At 52.6% G+C, this 23,046-nt stretch carries 22 protein-coding genes; 13 read left to right on the top strand and 9 right to left on the bottom strand.

Annotated features, from left to right (window positions below; genetic code table 11):
* Nucleotides 1–5: 5 nt before the first annotated feature.
* The 6 genes from ACT9TW_RS19375 (at nucleotide 6) to ACT9TW_RS19350 (ending at nucleotide 6,450) form a co-directional block, all read left to right on the top strand.
* Complete coding sequence (locus tag ACT9TW_RS19375; protein ID WP_446493418.1) at nucleotides 6–725, top strand: T6SS immunity protein Tli3 family protein; 720 nt, start codon at nucleotides 6–8, stop codon at nucleotides 723–725.
* Between the two features lie 524 nt (nucleotides 726–1,249).
* Nucleotides 1,250–3,400 (top strand): T6SS effector phospholipase Tle3 domain-containing protein, encoded by a 2,151-nt coding sequence (locus ACT9TW_RS19370; protein WP_446493417.1) that lies wholly within the window; start codon nucleotides 1,250–1,252, stop codon nucleotides 3,398–3,400.
* 2 nt (nucleotides 3,401–3,402) lie between these two features.
* Nucleotides 3,403–4,098 carry a T6SS immunity protein Tli3 family protein gene (locus ACT9TW_RS19365; RefSeq protein ID WP_446493416.1) on the top strand — a complete coding sequence of 232 codons (696 nt, stop codon included), beginning with the start codon at nucleotides 3,403–3,405 and terminating at the stop codon, nucleotides 4,096–4,098.
* A 2-nt stretch (nucleotides 4,099–4,100) separates the two neighbouring features.
* Complete coding sequence (locus ACT9TW_RS19360; protein ID WP_446493415.1) at nucleotides 4,101–4,817, top strand: T6SS immunity protein Tli3 family protein; 717 nt, start codon at nucleotides 4,101–4,103, stop codon at nucleotides 4,815–4,817.
* On the top strand, nucleotides 4,817–5,074 hold the full coding sequence (locus ACT9TW_RS19355; protein ID WP_446493414.1) for a PAAR domain-containing protein: 258 nt from the start codon (nucleotides 4,817–4,819) through the stop codon (nucleotides 5,072–5,074). The genes ACT9TW_RS19360 and ACT9TW_RS19355 overlap by 1 nt, the downstream gene beginning before the upstream one ends.
* Nucleotides 5,074–6,450 (top strand): hypothetical protein, encoded by a 1,377-nt coding sequence (locus tag ACT9TW_RS19350; protein ID WP_446493413.1) that lies wholly within the window; start codon nucleotides 5,074–5,076, stop codon nucleotides 6,448–6,450. The genes ACT9TW_RS19355 and ACT9TW_RS19350 overlap by 1 nt, the downstream gene beginning before the upstream one ends.
* Nucleotides 6,451–6,744: 294 nt before the next feature.
* On the opposite strand, the gene purT is transcribed toward ACT9TW_RS19350, so the two are convergent.
* Nucleotides 6,745–7,923, bottom strand: a complete 1,179-nt coding sequence (gene purT, locus ACT9TW_RS19345) for a formate-dependent phosphoribosylglycinamide formyltransferase (RefSeq protein ID WP_182061491.1) — start codon at nucleotides 7,921–7,923, stop codon at nucleotides 6,745–6,747.
* Nucleotides 7,924–8,121: 198 nt separating this feature from the next.
* Between purT and ptrB the strand changes: the two genes are divergently transcribed.
* The gene (gene ptrB / locus ACT9TW_RS19340; RefSeq protein ID WP_446493412.1) at nucleotides 8,122–10,182 is read left to right on the top strand and encodes an oligopeptidase B; all 2,061 of its coding nucleotides are present in this window, start codon (nucleotides 8,122–8,124) and stop codon (nucleotides 10,180–10,182) included.
* Here the strand turns inward: ptrB and exoX are convergent.
* From exoX to ACT9TW_RS19325, 3 genes are all read right to left on the bottom strand, one after another.
* Nucleotides 10,179–10,841 (bottom strand): exodeoxyribonuclease X, encoded by a 663-nt coding sequence (gene exoX, locus ACT9TW_RS19335; protein ID WP_446493411.1) that lies wholly within the window; start codon nucleotides 10,839–10,841, stop codon nucleotides 10,179–10,181. The genes ptrB and exoX overlap by 4 nt on opposite strands.
* Before the next feature lie 24 nt (nucleotides 10,842–10,865).
* Nucleotides 10,866–11,516 carry a nitrilase-related carbon-nitrogen hydrolase gene (locus ACT9TW_RS19330; protein ID WP_446493410.1) on the bottom strand — a complete coding sequence of 217 codons (651 nt, stop codon included), beginning with the start codon at nucleotides 11,514–11,516 and terminating at the stop codon, nucleotides 10,866–10,868.
* 109 nt (nucleotides 11,517–11,625) lie between these two features.
* The gene (locus ACT9TW_RS19325; protein ID WP_045908216.1) at nucleotides 11,626–11,856 is read right to left on the bottom strand and encodes a DNA polymerase III subunit theta; all 231 of its coding nucleotides are present in this window, start codon (nucleotides 11,854–11,856) and stop codon (nucleotides 11,626–11,628) included.
* A gap of 137 nt (nucleotides 11,857–11,993) precedes the next feature.
* On the opposite strand from ACT9TW_RS19325, the gene yobA reads away from it, so the two are divergent.
* Genes yobA through ACT9TW_RS19310 form a run of 3 tightly spaced genes read left to right on the top strand, consistent with a single transcriptional unit; the run spans nucleotide 11,994 to nucleotide 13,592 of the window.
* Complete coding sequence (gene yobA, locus ACT9TW_RS19320; RefSeq protein WP_446493409.1) at nucleotides 11,994–12,368, top strand: CopC domain-containing protein YobA; 375 nt, start codon at nucleotides 11,994–11,996, stop codon at nucleotides 12,366–12,368.
* Nucleotide 12,369: 1 nt separating this feature from the next.
* Nucleotides 12,370–13,239, top strand: coding sequence for a copper homeostasis membrane protein CopD (copD, locus tag ACT9TW_RS19315; RefSeq protein ID WP_446493408.1), 870 nt, complete (start codon nucleotides 12,370–12,372; stop codon nucleotides 13,237–13,239).
* Between the two features lie 14 nt (nucleotides 13,240–13,253).
* Nucleotides 13,254–13,592, top strand: coding sequence for a YebY family protein (locus tag ACT9TW_RS19310; RefSeq protein ID WP_446493407.1), 339 nt, complete (start codon nucleotides 13,254–13,256; stop codon nucleotides 13,590–13,592).
* A gap of 481 nt (nucleotides 13,593–14,073) precedes the next feature.
* Here the strand turns inward: ACT9TW_RS19310 and ACT9TW_RS19305 are convergent, their stop codons facing one another.
* A complete protein-coding gene (locus tag ACT9TW_RS19305) occupies nucleotides 14,074–15,015 on the bottom strand; it encodes a VirK/YbjX family protein (RefSeq protein WP_182061483.1) in 942 nt (313 codons plus the stop codon).
* Between the two features lie 178 nt (nucleotides 15,016–15,193).
* On the opposite strand from ACT9TW_RS19305, the gene pphA reads away from it, so the two are divergent.
* Nucleotides 15,194–15,838, top strand: a complete 645-nt coding sequence (gene pphA, locus ACT9TW_RS19300; RefSeq protein WP_315686053.1) for a protein-serine/threonine phosphatase — start codon at nucleotides 15,194–15,196, stop codon at nucleotides 15,836–15,838.
* Between the two features lie 38 nt (nucleotides 15,839–15,876).
* Here the strand turns inward: pphA and ACT9TW_RS19295 are convergent, their stop codons facing one another.
* From ACT9TW_RS19295 to yebS, 4 genes are all read right to left on the bottom strand, one after another.
* Nucleotides 15,877–16,116: a YebV family protein gene (locus ACT9TW_RS19295; RefSeq protein ID WP_014070670.1), complete on the bottom strand. Its 240-nt coding sequence runs from the start codon at nucleotides 16,114–16,116 to the stop codon at nucleotides 15,877–15,879.
* 105 nt (nucleotides 16,117–16,221) lie between these two features.
* On the bottom strand, nucleotides 16,222–17,664 hold the full coding sequence (gene rsmF, locus ACT9TW_RS19290) for a 16S rRNA (cytosine(1407)-C(5))-methyltransferase RsmF (RefSeq protein WP_446493406.1): 1,443 nt from the start codon (nucleotides 17,662–17,664) through the stop codon (nucleotides 16,222–16,224).
* 76 nt (nucleotides 17,665–17,740) lie between these two features.
* Nucleotides 17,741–20,374 (bottom strand): MlaD family protein, encoded by a 2,634-nt coding sequence (locus ACT9TW_RS19285; protein WP_446493405.1) that lies wholly within the window; start codon nucleotides 20,372–20,374, stop codon nucleotides 17,741–17,743.
* Nucleotides 20,343–21,626 (bottom strand): membrane integrity lipid transport subunit YebS, encoded by a 1,284-nt coding sequence (gene yebS / locus ACT9TW_RS19280; protein WP_182061479.1) that lies wholly within the window; start codon nucleotides 21,624–21,626, stop codon nucleotides 20,343–20,345. The genes ACT9TW_RS19285 and yebS overlap by 32 nt, the downstream gene beginning before the upstream one ends.
* A gap of 132 nt (nucleotides 21,627–21,758) precedes the next feature.
* Here yebS and ACT9TW_RS19275 point away from each other — a divergent pair, with 132 nt between their 5' ends.
* Both ACT9TW_RS19275 and proQ read left to right on the top strand, forming a co-directional pair.
* Nucleotides 21,759–22,256, top strand: coding sequence for a GAF domain-containing protein (locus ACT9TW_RS19275; protein WP_446493404.1), 498 nt, complete (start codon nucleotides 21,759–21,761; stop codon nucleotides 22,254–22,256).
* A 96-nt stretch (nucleotides 22,257–22,352) separates the two neighbouring features.
* Entirely contained in the window at nucleotides 22,353–23,042 is a 690-nt protein-coding gene (gene proQ / locus ACT9TW_RS19270) for an RNA chaperone ProQ (RefSeq protein ID WP_182061477.1), read from the top strand.
* The last annotated feature ends 4 nt before the right edge of the window (nucleotides 23,043–23,046 follow it).

Genomic DNA, 23,046 nt, shown 5'->3' with positions numbered 1-23,046 from the left:
GAGAGATGAGTCTGAAATATACAACGGGTATTGCCTTAGCAGCGGTATTGATAGGTTCCGGGTGCCAGGCTTCAGAACCGCCGACGCAGGTAGTTTACCGTTTTGATGACCACCGCTATCTGGAGCTGAAGGGCTGGGACTGTGAGGGCGAGCTCTGGTATACGGATATGCAACGAGGCATTCACACCGAGCCTGTCAGCCAGTTTTACCGGATTTACACCAAAAAATTTATTCATTCCTCTGAACGTTATATTGCTATTCCTACCTGGGATTCTCCAGGGGCTATGGTTTCGAAAGATTATGGGCAAACCTGGTATCCTTCGGCGTTTGCTCCCAGAGAAAACGAGCCTAACGGTGACTCTTCGCCTCCTTACGACGACATTATTTCCTTCACCGTCGTTAACGATCAGGGTTTTTTGCAGACCAAACACCGGCTGTATATGTCGTCCAAGCCGTTTGATGATCCGCGACTTGCCGCTGGCGGTCCTGGGATTGAATACACCGTGGATGACGGTATGGGAGGTAAGGTAAACGGCAAGCTGGAGCCAAGCAATGCTGGCCCTGCATGGGGGCTGGATTACATTACCAAACAAGGTCTGAAGGAAGATACGGCTCAGTTTAAGACCAACTATCAGGGATTACCCGACAAAATTCCGGAAGTGAAAGGGTACACCGGCTGGGATCACATGCGCTGCGATATGGACGCAGGAAGGAAAGGATACTGATGAAAGGCGTAATTCGGCTGAATGACCCGCTGGTGAGCGGCGGGAAGGTAATTAAGGTGTCAGGTGCGCAGTTTATGGGCCTGCCTGTCGAGCTGAAAGGTGATGAGGTGACGTATCCCGAACACAAGGGGACGTTCCCTGTTAACGAGTGCCATCCGACCTGGACAGCTGAACGGCAGCGCCAAACAGGGGATACAGCTGGTCTGCGGTGGTGGAGGGATACGCGTCAGTCCGAACGGGCTGGTCACTATCTTCTCGCCAACGGGAATCGAACTGAAAGGGCCAAACCTGAAATACGACGGTCCGGAAAGCGCACAGGTCACGGTCCCGCCGTTCAATCAGGGCGCGTTTAAACTCCGCTACCAGCTGCACGCCGGAGACGACCCGGAGCAAATTCTCGCAAACAAAAAATTCAGGCTGACCAGCACGACCGGGAAAGTGGTGGAAGGTGTAACGGACAGCAACGGCCATTCATCGTTGCTTGATGCCGATGACCTGGATACCTACAAAATGGAGTTAATGGAATGACGGAAGCCAAACAAAGCCCGTATGCCCCACGGGTGATATCTGAAGGGGATATTCCGGTACACAAGACTCTGGGAGAAGTCGCCCAGACCCGCCGTGTGGGCGTTCCGCGTCCGATGCCGGGGATTGTGATTCTGGTTCACGGCGTAAACGATGTAGGTGAAGCCTACCAGAACCAGGAAAAAGGCATTCTTGCGGGACTGAGTAAACGCCTTAATCGGCAGGACTTTTACGTGCATGAGTGGGGGGAGTACAGAATTACCCATCCTGGCCGTTCGCCTGTTATCCCGTTCTACTGGGGGTACAAGCCGGTCACGCATGAAGACTACCGGGCAGACCAGAAGCGGTACCGGGAAGAAGTCGGAAAACTGTCTTCCGGTGCCCATCTGCCGTATGACGCCTATCAGGAAGATAATGAGACGAACAAGGCCGCGCTGGGTAATGACGGTAAGGGTTCGTTTAAGTTCCAGAATGACAACCTCAAGAATGGTCTTGATTCAAATTTTGCCAAAGGTGGCGGGACGTTCGCGAATGCGACTACCAACATTCCCGATATGCTGGGGCCAGGAGCTGGAGGTTTTGGCGTGGCAGCGGCGGGATTTGCATCACTGCATATGAACGACGGGGATTACACTCACCCCATTTATGAAAACCCGCACCGTATTTATCAGTTTTTTGCCGCTCAGCGTCTGGCTGATTTGATTATTCAGATCCGCCAGCAACAAGAGACGCGTGATGATGTGGTAAATATTGTCGCCCACAGCCAGGGCACGATTATTACCATGCTGGCAAATATGTTAGTAAAGCAGGCAGGTTATGAGTCGGTTAACTGCGTCATTCTGAATCATTCCCCTTATTCACTGGAGTCCCGCGTGGCTGAAAATATTCAGCCCGGATACCAACAGACGGATGAAGCCCGACAGAAGACATTCAAAAACTTCTGTAGCCTGATGCATACGCAGTGGAAAGGGGGGGGTATATTAGGCGAGGATGAATTACTGACCCTGGAAGCCTCCTGTACGCTGCGCAAACCTTCTGATAATCCGTTGCGAGCTGATGATCGCTATGGACGTAACAATAACGGTAAAGTGTATAACTACTTCTGTCCAAATGATGGCGTTGTATCGCTGGAAAATGTACAGGGATTTGGCTGGCGTGGGATCCCTCAGAAAATTGCGGATGGCATTCCTAACCTGTTCCAGCGAGTTTTTTATCAACACGGCGAAGTAGGGAAAGCACCAGACACTACACCCTTTGAGTTGCCACAACGAAAAGAGGGGGATGCAAAATATTCGTTTTTCCCGAATGCCAGCTACCGCGCCCATGACGTAGTGGTAAACGGTGAAGAATTGCCGGAGCCGTTTATTTTCAAACTACAGGGTCAGGATAACCATCCGGATAATGACCCTAAAACAAGTGACAAGCCATATACGTATTATATCGACCCGGATAGCCCGGATAGCCCGGATGCCTGCATATCTTATTCGGCTAAAGCCAGTGCCATCAAGCGCACGGATTCTGCGATGTATATGCTTAACAGTTATCAGCGTATTAGCTGGAAGCCTGGGCATGTTTTAACACCAGATGAGCTGAAGGTGGAAAGCCTTGACCGGGGGCATACCGTTATTCACGGGGAAGTTACTGGTTCAAAAGATTACCCTGTGTTGTCCATTACCTGGCTGAAGACCCGTGAAGAACTGGAAAAAGAATGGAAAAAAGCTGACCCGGTAAGCTACAGCCAGCATTCGTCAATTGTTATGAGCGAGTTCGCGCCATCGCACGCGATGGCGTTCGACCTTGCAATTGGTCAGTGCAAGTCATTTGACTACAAAGCCGGTAAATTCTGGGAAAGTCTGTTACACCACGCTGACTGGCGCGATCCGCAGAATAAAAATAAGTTTGCGGTCGATTATTACAGAACCGGAAAGTTGAATGATGAAACAACAAAATGGTTTATGAATAAACCTGATGATGTACTGCCGAAAGGTGATTTTGGGGTGGAAAACGAATATGCCGGTATCTGGCCTCGTCCGCGTAACCTGATGGATATTGAGACGGGAACTGTCCGGTCGGGAGATTTCCAGGAAATAAAACTGCTGCAATGGGAAATGCCAAAGCCTAAGAGTGATAGCCAGTTAGCTAAAGGATAAACATGAAAGGATTATGCGCAGGGATTATTACTACTGTTGTTTTATTTGCGGCGACTTGTAAGGCTTCAGAACCGCCAACACAGGTGGTTTACCGTTTTGATGATCATCGGTATCTGGAGCTGAAGGGCTGGGACTGTGAGGGGGAACTCTGGTACACGGATACACAGCGGGGTATCCACACGGAGCCTGTCAGCCAGTTTTACCGGATATTTACCAAAAAATATGTCCATCCATCTGAGAAATATATTGCAATAACTGGTTGGGGAGTTGGTGGATTTAGGGTTTCGAAAGATTATGGGCAGACCTGGCAAATTGCACAGTTTTCCCCTGGTGAAAATGATCTTAATGGAATGAATGCCCCACAGCAGGAAGATGTTCTTTCCTTCACGGTGGTTAACGACCAAGGATTTTTACAGACGAAACACCGGCTGTATATGTCGTCAAAACCGTTCGATGATCCGCGTATTCTTCCAGGTGGTCCAGGGATTCACTATGAACTTGAAGATGGTGTGAAAGGTTATATTACGCCCCAATTTCCAGGTCCCTCTTGGGGGATGGATTACATTACGAAAGAAGCTCTTGAGCATGATACTGCTAAATATCATACCAATTATCAAAACTTGCCAGACAAAACCCCTGAGGTGAAAAATTATACGGGCTGGGACCATATGCAGTGCAACATGGATGCGGGGAAATAGCCATGAAAGGATTATGCGCAGGGATTATTACTACTGCTGTTTTATTTGCGGCGACTTGTAAGGCTTCAGAACCGCCAACACAGGTGGTTTACCGTTTTGATGATCATCGGTATCTGGAGCTGAAGGGCTGGGACTGTGAGGGGGAACTCTGGTACACGGATACACAGCGGGGTATCCACACGGAGCCTGTCAGCCAGTTTTACCGGATATTTACCAAAAAATATGTCCATCCATCTGAGAAATATATTGCAATAACTGGTTGGGGAGTTGGTGGATTTAGGGTTTCGAAAGATTATGGGCAGACCTGGCAAATTGCACAGTTTTCCCCTGGTGAAAATGATCTTAATGGAATGAATGCCCCACAGCAGGAAGATGTTCTTTCCTTCACGGTGGTTAACGACCAGGGTTTTTTGCAGACCAGACACCGGCTGTATATGTCGTCTAAGCCGTTTGACGACCCGCGCCTTGCCGCTGGTGGTCCTGGGATTGAATATACCGTTGACGACGGAACTGGGCAAAAGGTAAGCGGGAAAGTGGAACCTCGTTCACCTGGCTGGCCTTGGGGAATGGTGTATATGACCAAACAAGGTTTAGAAGGCTCTACTGAGCAACTTAAAACCAATTGGCAGAATCAACCCGATAAGGTTCCGGAAGTGAAGGGGTACACGGGCTGGGATCACATGCGCTGCAATATGAATGCAGGAAGGAAAGGATACTGATGAACGGCGTAATTCGACTGAATGATCCTCTGGTGAGCGGCGGGAAGGTAATTAAGGCGTCTGGAGCACAATTTATGGGCCTACCAGTGGCCCTGAAAGACGATCTGGTGACGTGCCCTGAGCATAAGGGGACGTTCCCTATCAATGAATGTCACCCGAACTGGACGATGCATGGCCGGGGCGTGGTCGTGGATGGCTGTAAAGCGGCGTGCGGCTGTGCTATCCGCACCACGCTCTCCACTGCGGGGGCTGTGTAATGAGTAGCAACTGGTGGAACTATAAAGATCAGGCTAAGCCGGACCGCTCCGGATTGCCTGTGTGGCCGACGATTGTGGTTTTTGTGGTGGCTATTGCCATCGGTTTTCTCATTCGTGCCCTGACCTGGCCGGATAACAAGCATGTAAACGGTGCTTTTATTGCCGACGCGATTTTAATTCCTTCTCTGTTAGTGATGACACTGGCCTCTTTTATGCTGATGGTTGCCAGCGTTGATCGGCATTATGACGAAACCCGTCTGGCGATTAAAAAGCGTCGCGATGAGGTGTTAAAGCGGTATGCCAGAAAGAAGATGGTCATTGCAGGCTGGCATACGCTGACACCAATGAAAGATGACCCGGCTCTCGCGATGCTGAAGCTGGAGGGTGAGTTTCCGCTTGCTCCTAAAACCCCGCTTAAACTTCCCCGTGAAGATTCGTTTGAGTTTACTACCAATGAAATGATCTTCATGCCGTTGGTTGCCCCGCTGGTGGACAAGCTGAAAACCTATTATCGCCAGTTTGAGGCGGTGGTCTGGGTGAATGGGGGTGATGAGTCCTGCGCTGGCGATTTACAACGCACGCTTGAGCGTCTGGGGGTTAAGCCTGGGAAGGTGGAGTATCTGGCGGAATGCCCTGGCTATGTGCAGGTTGATTCATGGATAGATAGCGCCCGCGATTATGTGTTTAACCGGCTGCTGGTCATCGTGGATAAACAGGATGATGAAAATGAGTCAAAGGCGATGGAGAGCGCTACAGCCATACTGCTGACCAACGCTTACACGCGAACGGAAGGAGAAGCGCCGGTTTACCTTTATCGTCCTATTGTCGGCATCATCGATGCTGAAAAGGCGGTGCCTGTTTACCTGTTTGCCGAGTCCGTTAGCGCACCGAAGGTACTCTGGTACACGGGATTGTCTCGCACGCAGAAATACCCGCTGTTGAAAGTGCTGGACGAACACCAGCTGGCGGCGACCCGACTGGGGGCAGAGGATTCATTTGGGGACAAATCGGCGGGGTATCAGTGGCTGCTGGTGGCGCTGGCCGCTGATGCTATAAGCTACGCGCAGGGCGACCAGCTGGTGGCTGCGCCAGAGAAAAACCGAATGAACATCATTTCATTGTCTTCGCGTTTAAGCCCTGATCCGGTATCTGACTGGTGGGTTGATTATTTATCTCCCTGGCAATATGGCATGTTGTTAGGTTTGTTTTTCGGTTTCAGCTTACTCCTTGCTATTAGCTATTTAAATAAACCAGACCCCCTATCGGGGTTCTGCACATTAGCTGTTATTTTGGGACCATTTTTTATTATCACCGGGCTGGGGATTTTGCTAACCATTTCATTTTCTAATAAAGCTTATGATGATATGAGGGCATGATGATGAATGAATTGGTCTGATCTTACCCCATAAAGCTCGCAGGCGCGAAAACAATAGCCCGGACTATCGGGAGAGATATACCGGCATCGCTGGGAAATAGTACTGGGTTACTGGGAAGCAAAGCAGGGGATGCCGGGTGAGTTAAGAAGCCTGAATGAACAGGCGAAATGGCTGATATTACCAGGCTGACGGGAGCGGAGTTATCCACACTGAAGGTAAGAACGAGAAAGTATCCCGAGAAAAAATCTGCCGGTCACCTTAAGTGACCGGCATTAGGCCTTTTGGCCCGTTTTTTTATCCTGCGACGATAATATTCGCCGCGGCTACTTTGGCTCTTGCCACGGCATCGTCCACGTTATCACCGGTGGCTAGCGCCACGCCAAGACGGCGCGTGCCGTCGATTTCCGGCTTACCAAACAGACGTACCTGCAACCCTGCGCCAACGGCACCGTTGACGTTATCAAACGTCACGTTCTGACTGGTCAATTGCGGCAGGATCACCGCCGATGCTGCCGGGCCGTACTGACGAATGCCGCCAACTGGCAGGCCAAGGAATGCGCGGACGTGCAGGGCAAACTCTGAGAGATCCTGTGAAATTAACGTCACCATCCCGGTATCGTGCGGACGAGGGGAGACTTCGCTGAACACCACATCGTCGCCACAGACAAACAGCTCAACGCCAAACAGACCATAACCGCCCAGGGCCAGAACCACTTTGCGGGCGATATCCTGCGCACGCTCCAGCGCCAGTGCGCTCATCTGTTGAGGCTGCCAGGATTCACGATAATCGCCATCTTCCTGACGATGGCCGATTGCTTCGCAGAAATGCACACCGTCCACAGCGCTGACGGTCAGAAGGGTGATCTCGAAATCAAACTTCACCACGCCTTCAACAATCACGCGTCCGGCGCCTGCACGGCCACCTTGTTGCGCGTAATCCCAGGCCTTGTCCAGCGTGGTGCTGTCGCGGATAAAGCTTTGTCCTTTGCCGGAAGAGCTCATCACTGGCTTAATGATGCACGGGTAGCCAATCTCTTCCACAGCGTTGATAAAGGCCTCTTTGCTGTCGGCAAAACGGTAGCTGGAGGTCGGCAGAGCCAGCTCTTCTGCCGCCAGGCGGCGAATGCCTTCGCGATTCATGGTGAGCTTTGCCGCTTTCGCACAAGGCACAACGCGCTGGCCTTCCTGCTCAAGCGCAATCAGCGTATCGGTGGCAATGGCTTCGATTTCGGGCACCACAAAATCCGGTTTTTCTTGTGCAATCAGTGCACGCAGGGCATCGCCATCCAGCATATTTATCACATGTGAGCGATGGGCAACATGCATGGCAGGTGCATCGGCATAACGGTCGACCGCAATCACTTCCACGCCTAAACGCTGGCACTCGATGGCGACTTCTTTACCCAGTTCACCCGAGCCCAGCAGCATTACGCGGGTGGCTGCCGGACGCAGCGCAGTTCCTAAACGAATCATAACAATCCCCCTGAAAAAGTTGCGCGCAGTATAAACGAAAACGTTTGCGTCTGTCTTGTCTCTGGCCCGATGAGGGGCTTAAGAAATTGTGCTTTCGAATTTCAGGGCTAAATTGCGGGGCTGACGGCGATGTTTCGCTTGCATCGTGCGTGTGTTTTGCCAACCTTATAGGGTGTAAAACCAAAACGAATAAATAACATGTCACCAAAAGCCCGACGCGAACCTCACGCCATTACCACGCATGGCGATACACGCATAGACAACTATTACTGGCTGCGGGACGATTCGCGTTCCCGCCCGGAGGTTCTCGACTATCTTCACCAGGAAAATGACTATGGCCGCAAGGTGATGGCCAGCCAGCAGGCGCTTCAGGACCGGCTATTAGCCGAAATGGTGGAGCGTATCCCGCAGCGCGATATCTCCGCCCCCTGGACCAAAAATGGCTATCGTTATCGCCATATCTACGAGCCCGGCAACGAATACCCGGTCTATCAACGCCAGTCTGCCCTGAGCGCAGAATGGGACGACTGGGAAATCCTGCTGGATGCCAACCAGCGCGCAGCCCACAGTGAATTCTATACTCTGGGCGGCATGTCCATCTCCCCGGATAACGCCATTATGGCGCTGGCCGAGGATTATCTTTCACGTCGGCAGTACGGCCTGCGTTTTCGCAATCTTGAAAGCGGGAACTGGTATCCCGAAATGCTCGACAACGTGTCACCGGATTTTGTCTGGGCGAATGATTCCGAAACGGTCTACTACGTTAAAAAACACGCGGTGACATTGCTGCCTTACCAGGTCTGGCGCCATACCGTTGGGACATCCGCCGCTCAGGATGAGCTGGTGTATGAAGAGAAAGACGAAACCTTTTACGTCAGCCTGAGCAAAACTACCTCCCGTCATTATGTTGTTATCTCTCTTGCCAGTGCGACCACCTCAGAAGTGCTGCTGCTGGATGCGGAGCTTCCTGACGCGCAGCCTTTGTGCTTCCTGCCGCGTCGTAAAGATCATGAGTACAGTCTGGATCACTACCAGCACAGCTTTTACCTGCGCTCAAACCGCGAGGGTAAAAACTTCGGCCTTTATAAAACCAAAGTGCGCGAAGAGCTGAAATGGGAGGTGTTAATTCCGGCCCGCGAACAGGTGATGCTTGAAGGATTTACGCTGTTCACTGACTGGCTGGTGGTGGAAGAGCGCCAGCGTGGGCTGACCAGCCTGCGGCAGATCAATCGTAAAACGCGGGACGTCGTGGGGATTGCCTTTGATGACCCGGCCTATGTGACGTGGATTGGCTTCAACCCGGAGCCGGAATCGTCTCGTCTGCGCTATGGTTACTCGTCAATGACTACGCCGGACACGCTGTTTGAGCTGGATATGGACACCGGGCAACGTCAGGTGCTGAAACAGGCTGCGGTTGCGGGTTTTGAGTCGGAAAATTATCGCAGTGAACATCTGTGGGTGAAAGCCCGGGATGGCGCGGAAGTGCCGGTATCGCTGGTGTATCGACCTGAACATTTTCGTAAGGGCAAAAATCCATTGCTGGTCTACGGTTACGGCTCGTATGGCGCCAGCATGGATGCCGATTTTAGCAGCAGCAGGCTTAGCCTCCTCGATCGAGGTTTCGTTTTTGCGATAGCCCATGTGCGTGGCGGCAGTGAGCTGGGCCATCACTGGTACGAAGAAGGGAAATTCCTCAGGAAGAAAAACACCTTCAATGACTATCTTGATGTCTGTGATGCGCTGATAGAGCAGGGCTATGGCGATCCGGGGCTCTGTTTCGGTATGGGGGGCAGTGCCGGGGGAATGCTGATGGGGGTAGTGATAAATGCGCGGCCCGAGCGTTTTAAAGGTATCGTCGCCCAGGTGCCGTTTGTCGATGTATTAACCACGATGCTGGATGAATCCATCCCGCTGACCACCGGTGAGTTTGAAGAGTGGGGCAATCCGCAGGACGAAGCCTATTACCGCTACATGAAAGAGTACAGCCCTTACGACAACGTAGAGGCCAAAGCCTATCCGCATCTGCTGGTGACCACCGGATTACATGACTCGCAGGTACAATACTGGGAGCCGGCAAAATGGGTCGCTAAGCTGCGCGAGTTAAAAACTGATGATAATCTGTTGTTGCTCTGTACGGACATGGATTCCGGCCACGGGGGGAAATCGGGGCGTTTTAAATCCTACGAAGGGGTGGCGCTGGAGTATGCCTTTTTGATTGGCCTGGCGCAGGATACGCTGCCAGGCCGTGCCGGGAATTAAGATTCGCCCAGGTAGTGCCGGAGGGTTAAACGAAGCTCCGGGCTCATTCTGTCGAGGTTATTGTACAGCCAGCGCAGATAGCCCGGATCCTTGTCGGCAATTTCAGACACCGCTTTTCCGCGATATTTGCCGAACGTAAACGTTGTCAGCAATGCCGGACGTCCGGTTATGGTTGCCATATCATCCGGCGTCCAGCCCGAGGTATTCATAATATCGATGAGCAGTGCTGCGGTGATATAGCAATCATACAGCGCACGGTGATGGTGAAGCCCTTCCGGGGTTCTCACGCTCAGCTTGCGCGATTTGTAGAGCGCCATATTGCTGTATTTGATCCCCGGCCATAAGCGGCGGGCCAGCTTCATGGTACAGATCCACTCGCCGGGCATTTCCGGCAAGACGCGGCGGTCAAAGCTGGCGTTATGCGCCACGTACCACATGCTGCCGTAGTAGTGAGGGATGACCTCTTCAATCCAGGGCTTATCCGCCACCATCGATTCCGTAATGCGGTGAATGGCCATCGCCTGCGGGCTTATCGGACGATCGGGACGTACCAGGTGACTCATGGGATTGACTATTTTACCGTCAACCACGTCCACAGAGGCAACTTCCACAATTCCGCCCTGAAGATCGCAAGTTTCGGTATCGATTACGCGCAGCATTGATCGCTCCTGACCCTAAAACGCTTAGCCTAAAGGAATGATATCGCCTTGCCAACCCTGTCTGTCCCGGGAGCCTGTCAATAACAGTTCACCTTTATCGGCCCGGACGATGAGTTGTCCTTTTTCATCCCACAGCGCGCTGCCGTTGCGGGCATTCGCCATCAACACGGCAATCGAATATTTGTGGGAAAACCGCTGTAGGGTACTAATAGACTGACGCCAGCGATGGTCGCCCACATCCTGACTGCTGGTTAATAAGGTGGCCATTGGGTCGAGGTTCGGCGTGTCGGAGTGGGTGTCTATTATGGTGAGTTGCGTATCATCGCGGGTAATACACGCGCCACTGCCTTGCGGATAGCGCAGGGAGGTATCGCAACACGGGCTAAACAGGGCCAATCCTTTCTGGCGCTGACCCTGGTTTTCCAGCGTGATCCCGGCGATAACGGTAATACGGTAAATCTGGGCTGCGCGCAGCAGAGGTTCTAGCTGGCGATCGCTGGGGGGCGCAGGCAAATCCTCATCACCGGGGCCGGTTAACGAAAGCTCTGGGAATACCAGTAAATCGCACTGCTGTCGTGCGGCTTCGGCAATGAACCGTAAATGGTGCTCGACGTGCGCGTCCACGCAGTGATGCTGGGGGGCATACTGGGCGGCAGCAATATTCCATCGTGACATCGTGACATCCTTATACACAGAGTCGCAGAATTTAAGAATACACCTTATAACATCAGGGTTTTCTTATCCTGCCACAATCCGTGTAAGGAAATGTAACACGTCGTTAAGGTTACTTAACTTTCGGTTCGTAGGGTAAACGCGAAAGATTAACTGAGGCAAGACGGTGGGCAATAAGGCGTTCGCGGAACCAGTTGCGCAGGTGCGCAGGCTGTTCACGTTCGACAACTTCGGCCACGACAGGCATGTTGTAACGCTCTTTAAATGCCACGCCAGCGGCAGCGAGATCGACATTCACTTTGTCCATCTCGTCCTGAGGAAGGGCGGCCAGATTGATCTTCATTTCCTTCTCCTTTTTTGCGGCGGCAACGTTACCGCGATTGCACGGCGTTGACAAGCAGGCGCGAGGATGATCCTCGACTCGTTTATTATACAGAGTTATTCTCTGTCATGTAGACATAACAAAAAGGAATGATTGCGATGGTTTTTTCCTCGACCCGCGCGGTTTGCGCGTTAACCTTTCTGATTGCTTCGGTGGTAACACCTTCTGTCCTGGCGCACGCGCATCTTAAACAGCAAACCCCGGCGGCCGACGCCGTGGTTGCAACGGCACCACAGGCGTTAACCCTGCATTTTTCAGAAGGCATTGAACCTGCCTTTAGCGGAGTGACCGTGACAGGGGATCAACAGCAAACGGTCAAAACGGGCGCGGTTAAGCGTGACGAGAAAGACAAAACGCAGCTAATTGTGCCCTTAGATGAAACGCTGGCGACGGGAACGTATCTCGTCGAATGGCATGTGGTTTCTGTGGATGGCCACAAAACCAAAGGCAGCTATCATTTCAGCGTGAAATAACATGCTGGCGTTAAGCTATGTGGTGCTGGGTTTTATCCACTTCGGCGCGCTGATGCTGATTTTTGGCAATGCGTTGTACAGCGCATGGCTCGCGCCTTTTTCGCTGCACAGACTGATGACGCGGCGTTTTCAGCAACAGCAAAAAGCCATGGTAATAGTCAGCCTGATTTCTGCCCTCCTGATGTTTGGCCTTCAGGGTGGGTTGATGGGGAATGGCTGGAGTGATGTGTTGCGCCCGGAAATCTGGAGTACGGTGGCCTCCACGCAATATGGTAGCGTCTGGGTGTGGCAGATAATTCTGGCATTAATCACCACCGCATCCGCCTGGATTGCGCCGCAGAAAGGGGCGCGATTACTTTTGCTGGCGATGGGGCAATTTTTTCTGCTGGCGGGCGTCGGCCATGCAGCAATGAATGAAGGCATTGCCGGAGGCGTGCAGCGCGTGAATCATGCAGTGCACCTGCTGTGTGCTGCAACCTGGCTCGGCGGATTGCTGCCATTGCTGTTTTGTATGCAACTGGCGAAAGGTCGTTGGCACGTTCCCGCCATCTACACCATGATGCGTTTTTCCCGCGTGGGGCATTATGCGGTGGCGGGGGTTATTGTTACCGGGGTAATCAATGCGCTGTTTATCCTTGGGTTTAATGCCCCCTGGCAGACGCACTACGGGCAACTTTTGTTGTTCAAATGTGCGCTGGTGGCAATGATGGTGGTAATTGCGCTGACGAATCGGTATTTTCTGGTTCCACGATTTCGACCGGATGCCGGACGAGAACAACAGATTTTTATCAGGATGACACAGGCAGAGGTTGTGCTGGGTGCGCTGGTGCTGGCAACTGTCAGCCTTTTTGCCACCTGGGAGCCCTTCTGAGAAGGTTAAAACATATGAAAAAGACACTACTTTCGCTCTTACTGCTGGCCAGCGCCACAAATGTACTGGCGGCGCAGCAGGTGATCACGGTTAGCCGTTTTGAAGTGGGCAAAGAGAAATGGGCGTTCGATCGTGAAGAGGTGATGCTGACCTGTCGCCCTGGTCATGCCCTGTATGCCATTAATCCAAGCACCCTGGTGCAATACCCGCTCAATGATATTGCGGAGCAGCAGGTCGCCAGCGGAAAAAGCAGCGGGAAACCTATCAGCGTGATCCAGATTGACGATCCAGCAAATCCGGGCCACAAAATGAGCCTGGCTCCGTTTATCGAGCGAGCCGACAAGCTCTGCTAGTACTCTGGTTTCCAATAAAAAAACCGCAGGCGCTTGCGAGAGCACTGCGGTTTTTCAGTTTTATGATGTTGATACGCTTTTTTTCAGGCCACTTTTACAGTGGACTGGAAAACCTGGCGCTCTCATCTATTCTTAAAAGGCAAGGCGATTTTAGCCTGCATTAATGCCAACTTTTAGCGCACGGCTCTCTCCCAAGAGCCATTTCCCTGGACCGAATACAGGAATCGTATTCGGTCTCTTTTTATGTGCTTGTTTTTTCACAGTGCTTGTCGGTGTTAACCCGAAACCACCCGAAAATTTCTCGAATTTTCCATATCCTTTCTAAACCATAACATACTCTGCACTGCGTTCGTCCAGGTATTTTTGTCATTGTTACATTTTCGTGTTTGAGTGTTCTGGTGAATGGATGCGGGGTGAGGGGGATATAAAAATGCCGCCCGAAAGCGGCATATCCTGCACCGGGTTTATACCCGTTTCAGGCTTAAAAGCGTGATTTTACTGACGCTTCAATTTCGTCGAGCAGTTCAAAACGGCGGCGGTATTCAGCACGTTTTTTACTGGCAATCTCTTCCAGAGATTTACGTTCCATCTGCAAAGGTAACTGCCAGCGGAAGGTAGACAGTTTTTTGCCGTCAATAGACTCCCAGAACTCATCGTAGCTGGCGTGGAAATGGCGGCCTTTGCTCAGACGGTAACGCAACGCGCGGAAGATGTGGCCTTCGTCGCTGACGGCGTAAATGGCTTTGATGCCAGAAAGCGTTGCCAGCTGGAACAGCACTTCCATCAGCACGCGTTTAGGGAACAGGCCATGGCAGGCGCGGGTGGCTTGTTTAATCACATCACGGGACACGCTGCGGCGCGGACCTTGCAGACCGCCGATCACCAGCACCGGCTGGCCGTTTTCTCGGGCGACACAGAACGTCAGGCTCGCCAGCAGGGTATTTTCGTTATCACGCAGCCACAACGTACATTCACCTTCACGTTCAGCTTTGCTGGCATTCATGGCGTTGACGTTATAGCTGACGCCTTCTTTCGCATGAAACTCAACAATCGACTGTTCCTGCGGGCCCGTTAAAGCCTTGACCAGACTGGCGTCTTTCAGGGAATCGATCCACTCATAGTGGCTGACGATGGCTTCGGCACGATCGTTGGCATTCATGCCGCGCATCAGATACTGGCGGTGAGTTTTGCTCGGCAAGGTGATTTGCGAGGCCAGAAGCTGATCAAAATCGTCACGGCGAGACAGTGCTTCCAGCATCCGGTGAGTTGAAGACCAGAACAGCAGCGAGCGAAGAAGAAATTTCATTCGATACTCGCGTTTTTGCCAGATTGGGCCTGGGACGAGTTTACCTTTCACCAGATCGGAAATAATAGTTGCGCGATGAGAATGTGCTACATCGTTTTGCAGGCGCGAATTTGACACGTGAGAACCTCAGATTTTATGCATTGCATATTTTAGGGGGCATGCAAAAGTGAATTAATACTGGTGAGAGATTTATTTATCCTTAGTTTACTGTTTGTTTAGCATTATGAAAAGGTGCATCACAGAGCGGCTCCGTATGGTCTTTTACGTTGCGGCTATACTCCTTTGAGGAGGGGTTATGTATCAACGAATCGATGGTTCACAGTGGCGTCATGTCTGGGTGGTCAGCGATATACATGGCTGCTATCAATGGCTTATGGACGAACTCAAACGCCGGCATTTTAATCCTTATGAGGATCTGCTTATCTCGGTTGGGGATCTCATCGACCGTGGGCCAGACAGTGTTAGTTGCCTCGCACTGATGCATGAAAAGTGGTTTCGTGCGGTTCGGGGTAATCATGAGCAAATGGCCCTGGACAGCCTTCAGGATAATGATTTCGCACTCTGGACGATAAATGGCGGCATATGGTTTGCCAGGCTTGAGAGCGGGCAGCAAAAACGAGCCCTGGCGTTGCTTGAGGAGTGTCGAACGTTACCACTTATTATTGAAATCACCTGTGCAAACGGCCTCAATGTGATTGCTCATGCAGATTATCCATCAGAGGAGTATGCCTGGAACAAGCCCGTTAGCGCGCAGCGGGTCTTATGGGACCGTAACCGCTTAATGGGTTTTATGGCGGGTAAAGGGCAGGGGATTAGCGGCGCGGATCACTTCTGGTTCGGGCATACGCCCCTCGATAAACGCTATGATTTTAATAACCTGCACTATATCGATACCGGCGCAGTCTTTGACGGGTATTTTACACTGGCGCAGCTACAGTAACGCATAAATAACCCGCCTTCGGGCGGGTTCTCTTTAGGTCAGACAAGCCGCATGACCCAGGCATCGGAATTACGATCGTAGTGCTCACGGTAAAGAACAGAGTGTTCGCCATCAAGAATGGCAGGAATGCTGATATCGGCATCCCAGGCATCCAGTTGCATACATAAATCCGGGTCGGATTTGCAGGGAATACTTAACGTTCGGTCGCCTTGAGTTTCGCCGCGCAATTCTGCATCGTCGATTTCAAAAGCGCCAATACGCACGCTGGTTTTCGTCATAATGCTCTCCGGGGTTTGTGCTAAAAATCTGGTATGACCAGTAGGTCACCCAGATTTTAGAGTAGCCAGGGGGAGCAAAATCGCCAGTAAAAAAGTGCGCTTTTTTCAGGCGGTGCGATCGTTACCGGTAAACAGGCGGCCATCGCGCACCAGTTCGCGCGGGTAGCTGTTTTTCAGGCGTGAGCCCACTTTCTTCGCCAGCCCTATCGGGTATCCCTGATGGGTGACGACCACTTCGTCAGACGCAGGCGTATTTTCAGGGTAAACATCCCGGCCGCGATACCACTCTTCGGCTTCCTGATGAGTCAGGGCGAAGGTATTTGTCTCACCAGCAAGCGCAATGACCGCTTCATGTTGCCAGCGATACCCTTTGTTATGCACCTCTGCGAGGCGAATACCAATGCGCGAAAAACGAACTTTGCCGATCAGCGGCTCAATATTGACCGGGAAAAGCCAAATCTCTTTGTCACGCATCCAGAGGCGCAGGCTCTCATCCCAGGAAATCCCGGCCTTACGTGCAGCCTCTTCGGTCTGTGCTGCTTCACGTCCTTTTAACGGCGTGAAGGGGAAATTACCGACTTTGAATTTCGGGGCGGGCAGTGGTGCGATTGCGCAGATTTTACGCAGTCGGGCGACGAAGAACCCTTCGCAATCGTAAATCTGCGGGAAAACATGCAGGAAGCCTTCAGGCGTCAGTGCCTCTTTTGCCGAAGAAAACAGCTCGCCAAGCGGCAGAAATTCGACAGCATCCGGGTATTGCGCCTTGAGCCACAGGCAGACGTCTTCGTTCTCGTCGCGGTTTAATGTGCAAGTGGAGTAGACCAGCGTGCCGCCGGGGCGCAATGCATGGAATGCGCTGTCGATAAGTTCACGCTGCGTGGCGGCGATATCCAGATTACTTTCAACGGACCAGTTCTTAAGCGCATCGGGATCTTTACGTACCACACCTTCACCTGAGCAGGGCGCATCCAGCAAAATGGCATCGAAAGCTTCAGGTAATGCCGCGCCAAACACGCGGCCATCAAAGTGCGTAAGGGCAACGTTATGGATGCCGCAGCGGCTGATATTGGCGTGCAGCACTTTGACGCGACTGGCGGAGAATTCGTTAGCGAGTATTGCCCCGTGGTTACCCATGCGTGCGGCAATCTGGGTGGTTTTTGAACCGGGCGCGGCGGCGACATCCATAACCCGTTCAGGCGTATTGCCGTCGGCGAACAACGCAGCAACCGGCAGCATTGAGCTGGCTTCCTGAATATAAAACAGCCCGCTCAGGTGTTCGGCGGTGCTGCCCAGCGGCAGGGCTTCTTCGTCATCACGCTCAATCCAAAAACCTTCTTCACACCAGGGAACGGGCGTCAGCTGCCAGTTGTAGGGCGACACCAGCGTCAGAAAATCGGTCACGCTGATTTTCAACGTATTGACGCGGATGCTGCGGCGTAACGGACGCTGGCAGGCCGCGATAAAATCGTCAAACGAAAGATGAGAAGGAAGCGCCTCGCGCATCTGCGCCAGGAATTGTTCAGGAAGAAATACGGAGTTTTGAGCCACGGGCACACCACAGGGAATAATTCAGGTGCGCAGTGTAACATAAAGGCTCCGGCGCGTTGACACCGGAGCCCTGAGATTAACGCGGTAACGCGGTTCCCCACTCGCGCCACTCTTTTGGTTCGCTTTCCAGCAGCAGGAAGTGTTTATCCGGCTGCGCTTTTGGCGCAAGCGGCGTACCTGGCGGTGTGGCGAAGGCAATGCCACCGCGGATGAACTGGTTGAAGGTCCCGGTTTTCACCACGCCTCCCGTCAGACCAAAGTCCAGCGAATAACCTGAAGCCAGCCAGAATACCGAGTTGTTCCGCACCAGATGCTGGTAACGTTCGCTGATCCTGAGGGCTACCATCACGCGGTCAGACAATGTCCCGAGCGTCAGGCCGGTGACGGTCCCGACTTCGATGCCGCGGAACAGCACCGGTGTCCCGATGTTCAGGGAACCTGCTTCCGGCACTTCGACCACAATGCTCAGGCCGTCAAGATAACGGGAATCGGTAATGGTGGCTTCCTGGAGCTCAAAATCGCGACGCGCGTTGCCACGACCGGGTTCGACGTTGATGTACGGTTGCAGGATGGTATCCAGATGCTCAACACCCGCGGCAGAAATTTGCGGTGTGACCACCGAAAAACGGCTGCCCGTTCTGGCGAAGGTCTGCACATACTCCGGGTACAGCACGGCAGTTGCCTGCACTTCGTTACGCGCGGTGATAAGCGTTAACTTCTGGATCTGCCCGATGTCGATACCCAGATAGCGAATAGGCATTCCTTCCGCCAGCTTGCCCGCATCAAATGCATGAAGCGTTATCTGCCCGCCGACCGCGCGTGCTGCCGTCTCTGACGGGAAGAGAATACGTTTATCGCCTTTACGCAGGTTCGCACCTGCACCGCTGAGGTTGTCGAAGCTGATCGCCCCGCGCAGGGCCCGGGAGAGCGGGGAGGCCTGAACGGTTAAACCGCTGCCATTGAGCTGCACTTTCGCGCCACCTTCTGCCCAGAAGACGCTATTCGGGGTCAGCAGATGGCGGTATTCCGGTTTGATATGCAATTCGATATCAAAGGCATCGGCACGCGGGCGCACGGTGATCACTTCACCCACGTCGAACTTACGGTAGAGCACCACCGAGCCGGCCTGGACATCAGGCAGGGTTTCGGCGCTGAGCGTCAGAGTGGTTGTGGGTAAATCACTCAGGCTGTTTTCAATCGCCTTGTCGAGATTGGCATACAGCGGATAACTGTCGCGCAGCGGGCCTTTATCGCCCGGCAGAATACGAATACCCCCGTTGACCCATTCGCTGGCGCTGGCACCAAGAAACTCCACGCCATCCAGACCGACCTTCACATCAACACGGCTGTTAACCACAAATTTGCTGTCGCCATGCAACAGGTCACGATACTGCGGCTCGACGGCAACGGAGAAGGTCACTCCCTGTTCTGTCAGTTTACGCTCCAGCACCTGGCCGACCTGAACGCCGTGTAAGATCAACGGCTGGCCCGCTTCGATACCGTAGCTTTCCGGGGCATTCAGCGTCACCGTGATGACGCCAGGCTGTTGCAGCAGTGATTTATCTGCCGGGGCGATAACAAAACTGCTGACAGGCTCGCCGTCACCGGGGATCAGCTCAAAGGTGCTGCCGGTCAACAGGCTACTGATGTTCGCATCGCTCAGAGATAGCTTCGGATTACGCATTTCAATGCGCGTCTTTTCTCGCAAGAGATCGACCACGCCAGGGTCGACAGTCATCTCTCCGGTGACCGAGCCGCCAGGATTGAGCGTCATTTTGGTAAGCTGACCCACCTGCAAGCCCTGATACATCAGCGGCGTAGAACCGGCTTTCAGACCTTTGGCATCTGGCAGAGCCAGTTTGACGATAACGCCACGCTGGCTGTGGGCAAGGTCGGCGTATAGACCGAAGGTATCGTCCGCTGTTGCTGCGCTGGAATTGTCCGGGGAGTCGAACGCGATGGCACCATTGACAAGGGCCGCCAGACTCTCAAGTCTCACTTTGGCGCCGCTCAGGCTCAGGTCCGCGTCCACGCCAGAAACATTCCAGAAACGGCTGCCTTTTTTGACCAGGTTAGTGAAACGGCGCTCGATCAGGACGTCAATAGTCACCCCCTGTTTGTTGGGGTTGATCGTGTAGTCATAGACACGCCCGACAGGGATTTTACGGAAATAGACCAGTGAACCGCTGTTCAGCGAGCCCAAATCCGGGGATTGCAGGTGAATCATCAAATCACCGTTGTTGAGACGGTATTTGGGTTGGGTATCCAGGGCGGTGAAGTGATCCTGGGGTTCGCCTTTACCGGGCATCATGCCGATGTAGTTCCCGCCCACGAGCGCATCCAGGCCCGATACGCCAGCCAGTGAGGCTTTTGGCGTAACCAGCCAGAACTGTGTTTCACTGCGCAGGGCGTCCTGCATATCGGATTTAATACTGGCGCGAACCTGAATCTTATTCAGGCTTTTTCCCAGCGTAATATCCTGAACCGTACCCACTTCCACACCCTGGAAGCGAACAGGGGTTCGTCCGGCGACAATGCCGTCCGCGGACTGGAAATCAATGGTGATGGTATTACCGCGATCTTGATAGCTCGTCCAGACGAGCCAGCCTGCAATCATCAGCGCGATGACCGGCAGCAACCAGAATGGCGAAATGCGGCGTTTTGTTTTAATTCTCGCTTCAGTCGGCGAAGCGGGCGTTTCCTGACTCATGTGCATCCCAAAGTAAGCGGCTATCCAGCCATTCCACTGCAAGAATAGTCAATATCACCGCAGAGCCGAAGTAAAAAGCTGCGGGTCCCATTGTAAAAGCAAGTAACTGATCGCGATTGATGAGCGACATCATCAACGAAATCACAAACAGATCCAACATCGACCAGCGACCAATCCAGGTGACGAGCCGCAGGAGAAGGACGCGCGTGCGTAATCCTTGCTCACATTTAAAGTGAATGCTGATAAGCAACGTAAACATCACCACAACTTTGGTAAATGGCACCAGAATACTGGCGATGAATACAATGGAAGCCACGGCAACGTTGCTGTGACCCAGCGAGATAATACCCGAGAGGATAGTATCTTCCTGTCGACCTCCGTTAACATAAATGATTGAAATTGGAAGCATGTTCGCAGGTATCAGTAACACCACCGAAGCAATCAGTGCCGCCCAGCATTTTTGCAGGCTGTTGTTGCGGCGTAATCTTAACGGGATATGGCAGCGCTTGCAGCGATCACGAGCGTCGGGCAAGCCGGTATAGTGGCAACCCAGACACACGCGTAGGTTGTTATCGGGGCGCGTGGCAGGTCGCTGGGGATAAAACCGCTCCCAGAGCTGTTCCACATTGAGATGGATGAGCGTCAGAATACTGAGCAACACCAGTGAGAGAAACGCCACCAGGCCAATGCCTGGCTGCAAAAATGCATAGTCCTGTACCTTAATAGAAGCAACGCCAACGCCGACCAGGTAGATATCGAGCATTACCCACTCTTTGAGCTTTTCCAGCATCAGCAGCACAGGGCGCAGGTTCATCCCGAGAATGTTGCCGAACCACAGGTAGGCAATGGACGCAACCAATACCAGCGGCGCGCCAACGGTACAAAACAGCACCATCGCTGCCGTCAACGGGTCGCCCTGACGGGTCATTTGCCAGATACCTTGCAACACGTTGGCATCAATGCGAACGCCAAGCAGATAGAGCTTGAGCAGCGGTTCGCTCCAGGCGAAAGGCATCAGCATCAGCATGGTCACCGCCATCGCCGCGAGCCGGGTTAACGACCAGTCGCGACCACTGCGGATTTTTGCGTCGCAGCGGGGACAAAATGCACTTTGGTGCGATTTCATCTTCGGCAACGTAAAAAGCGTATCGCACTGAGGACAACGCTGATAATGTGCACGAGGCAGCGCATCGCTTACCGCATGAACTGTTATCTTTTTTGCCGGCGTAATTTTGGGTGTTTTTAGAGCCATCAGTCGCGCACAGATAAGTATTGTTGAAGGTTATATTAACTCATGAACTGATTCATCTTGAGCATGAACGCATTTAATGCTTATTTTAATAGGCTATGCGGTGATTTTGTAAGACAACCAAGTGATTGTATAATGAACAAAACAGAATTCTACGCGGATCTCAACCGCGACTTCCAGGCATTAATGGCAGGTGAAACCAGCTTTTTAGCCACTCTGGCAAATACAAGTGCGTTACTGTTTGAACGTCTTTCCGGCGTTAACTGGGCCGGTTTTTATCTTCTTGAAGATAAGACGCTGGTGCTTGGGCCATTCCAGGGGAAAATCGCCTGTGTGCGTATTCCTGTAGGTCGTGGCGTATGTGGCACTGCAGTTGCGACAAACCAGGTTCAGCGTGTAGAAGACGTCCACGCCTTTGACGGACATATTGCATGTGATGCGGCCAGTAATTCTGAAATCGTTCTTCCGCTGGTGGTGAATGATCAGATTATTGGCGTTCTGGACATCGACAGTACGGTCTTCAGCCGCTTCACAACTGAAGATGAGCAGGGGCTTCGCGAGCTGGTCGCTCATCTTGAAAAAGTAATAGCAGCCACCGATTATCAAAAATTCTTTGCGAGCGTCGCAGGATAATCAACGGATAACGTAGCATTTACTGATGGCGTCATTATAATGTCGCCTGTTCATGCCTGCGCTTGTTGGCAACGTCCGTTGTAATCAGGAAATTTCATGGAAAATCAACCTAAGTTGAATAGCAGTAAAGAAGTTATCGCATTTCTGGCCGAGCGTTTCCCACAGTGCTTTAGCGCTGAAGGTGAAGCTCGTCCCCTGAAAGTCGGTATTTTTCAGGATTTGGTAGCACGCGTTGAAGGTGAGATGAATCTCAGCAAAACTCAGCTGCGTTCTGCCTTACGTCTTTATACTTCGAGCTGGCGTTACCTGTACGGTATCAAAGCGGGCGCGACGCGTGTCGATCTCGACGGCAACCCTTGCGGTGAGCTGGACGAGCAGCACGTAGAGCACGCTCGTAAGCAGCTGGAAGAAGCGAAAGCCCGTGTTCAGGCACAACGTGCTGAGCAGCAAGCGAAAAAACGCGAAGCCGCAGCGGCAAACGGTCAGGAAGAAGCGCCTCGTCGTGAGCGCAAACCGCGTCCTGCCCCACGTCGCAATGAGAATAACGATCGTAAACCGCGTACCGACAAACCAGCAGCAGCGAAAGCCCCGCGTGCGCCTCGTGAAGAGCCGCGCCACACCCCAGTTTCTGACATCAACGCACTGAGCGTGGGTCAGTCGCTGAAGGTCAAAGCGGGTAACAATGCTATGGACGCCACCGTACTGGAAATCACCAAAGATGGCGTTCGGGTACAGCTGACTTCTGGTATGTCAATGATTGTACGCGCAGAACACTTGTTGTTCTGAAACG

It is taken from the genome of Enterobacter sp. C4G1 (assembly GCF_052886895.1).
The sequence above is the reverse complement of the archived record's forward strand: the minus strand, read 5'-3'. Positions and strand labels throughout refer to the sequence as shown.